This window comes from Variovorax glucosi (assembly GCF_051216695.1).
Lineage (GTDB): Bacteria > Pseudomonadota > Gammaproteobacteria > Burkholderiales > Burkholderiaceae_C > Variovorax.
In genome coordinates, this window is sequence record NZ_JBPJZE010000109.1 from 1 (window position 1) to 1,402 (window position 1,402).

At 62.3% G+C, this 1,402-nt stretch carries 2 protein-coding genes; one reads left to right on the forward strand and one right to left on the reverse strand.

The genetic code is table 11. The annotated features are described in order from the left end of the window. Positions 1-214: LysR family transcriptional regulator (locus ACSFA3_RS23320; protein ID WP_435507811.1), on the reverse strand; the 214-nt coding region annotated here is incomplete at its 3' end. A 92-nt stretch (positions 215-306) separates the two neighbouring features. Here ACSFA3_RS23320 and ACSFA3_RS23325 point away from each other — a divergent pair. Further along, complete coding sequence (locus ACSFA3_RS23325) at positions 307-1,314, forward strand: Bug family tripartite tricarboxylate transporter substrate binding protein (protein ID WP_435465796.1); 1,008 nt, start codon at positions 307-309, stop codon at positions 1,312-1,314. The last annotated feature ends 88 nt before the right edge of the window (positions 1,315-1,402 follow it).

A 1,402-nucleotide genomic window follows, 5' to 3' on the forward strand; every position in this document is an offset into this window, starting at 1 on the left:
GGATGGCACGCGCCTCTTCGAGGAACACTTCGCCGGGACCGGTGAGCGTGACGTTTCCGGGTTGCCTGTCGAACAGTTGGACGCCGAGTTCCTGCTCCAGAGACTTGATCTGGAACGTCAACGGCGGCTGCGCAATTCCGATGCGTCGCGCGGCCCGGGTGAAGTGCAGCTCCTCCGCAAGAACGACGAAGTAACGCAGGTGCCGTAGGTCCATATGGAGTAAGTATTGAGAGTGCTCGTCCGATATATTGGACGAGCGTATCACGGCTAAATAGACTTCACTCCACTGATAAAAGTGGAGACAAGATGCAGAGAAAACCGACACGCGGCACCGTGAGCCGCAGGCTTTTCGTCACGGCCACGTTGCTGCTTCCGGCCATGTATGCGAGCGCGCAGAGCCCTGCAGACACATCGGGCTACCCGAGCCGCCCGATCCGGCTCGTGGTCGGATTTCCGCCCGGGCAGTCCAGCGACGTCATTGCGCGCGCTTATGCCGCGGCACTGCAGCCGATCCTGAAGGCGGCCATCTACATCGACAACAAGCCGGGCGCCAACGGAATCCTTGCAGCGCAGACCGTCAAGTCGGCGGAGCCCGATGGCTATACGCTGCTGTTCGGCACCTCGGGTCAACTGGCCATCAATCCGGCGCTCTACGCGAAGCTTCCCTATTCGCCTTCGACGGATTTCGTACCGGTCGCGCCGATCGCCAGAGGCAGGCTCTTCCTGGTGGTGAACAACGACCTGCCGGTTTCATCGCTGAAGGAACTGGTGGCCTATTCCAAGGCGAACCCCGGAAAGCTCAGCTTCGGTTCCGGCGGCACTGGGATCACGTCGCACCTTGCTATGGAGATGCTGAAGTCCGCGACGGGACTGAACGCTGTCCACGTGCCCTACAAGGGGTCGCCAGCGGCCCTGGCTGGCCTGATGGGCGGTGACGTACAGCTGATGTTCGATTCGGGCGGGTCGCTCTTGCCACTGGTCGCCAGCGGCAAGGTCAAGGCGCTCGCTGTGTCCACGAAGGACCGGTATCCGGCGCTTCCCAATCTGCAGACGGTGCAGGAGCAGGGCGCGCCAGGCTTCGAGGCCTACGCATGGAATGCGGTGCTGGCGCCCGCTCGGACGCCAGAGGCCATCGTCAGGAAGCTCAACGCAGCTTTCCTCGAGGCCAGCAGATCCGAGATGGTGACTGCGCCCGTGGCAACGGCGGCCCACGACGCGCTGCAGATGGACCTGCCGCAACTCGGCGAGTTCATGCGCGCAGAAACGGTGCGCTGGGGTAAGTCGGCCGCGGCGGCCGGTGTCAAACCCGAGTGATTCATTCCCGTCTTTCCTAGATATCCAAATGCTTTTGAACGACCCCAGCAACCAATCTTCCGACGCAGCCCAACCCACGCGACAACTG

Coding starts and splice junctions, on each gene's coding strand:
- ACSFA3_RS23325 (WP_435465796.1), top strand. CDS start 307: ATGCAGAGAAAACCGACACGCGGCACCGTGAGCCGCAGGCTTTTCGTC.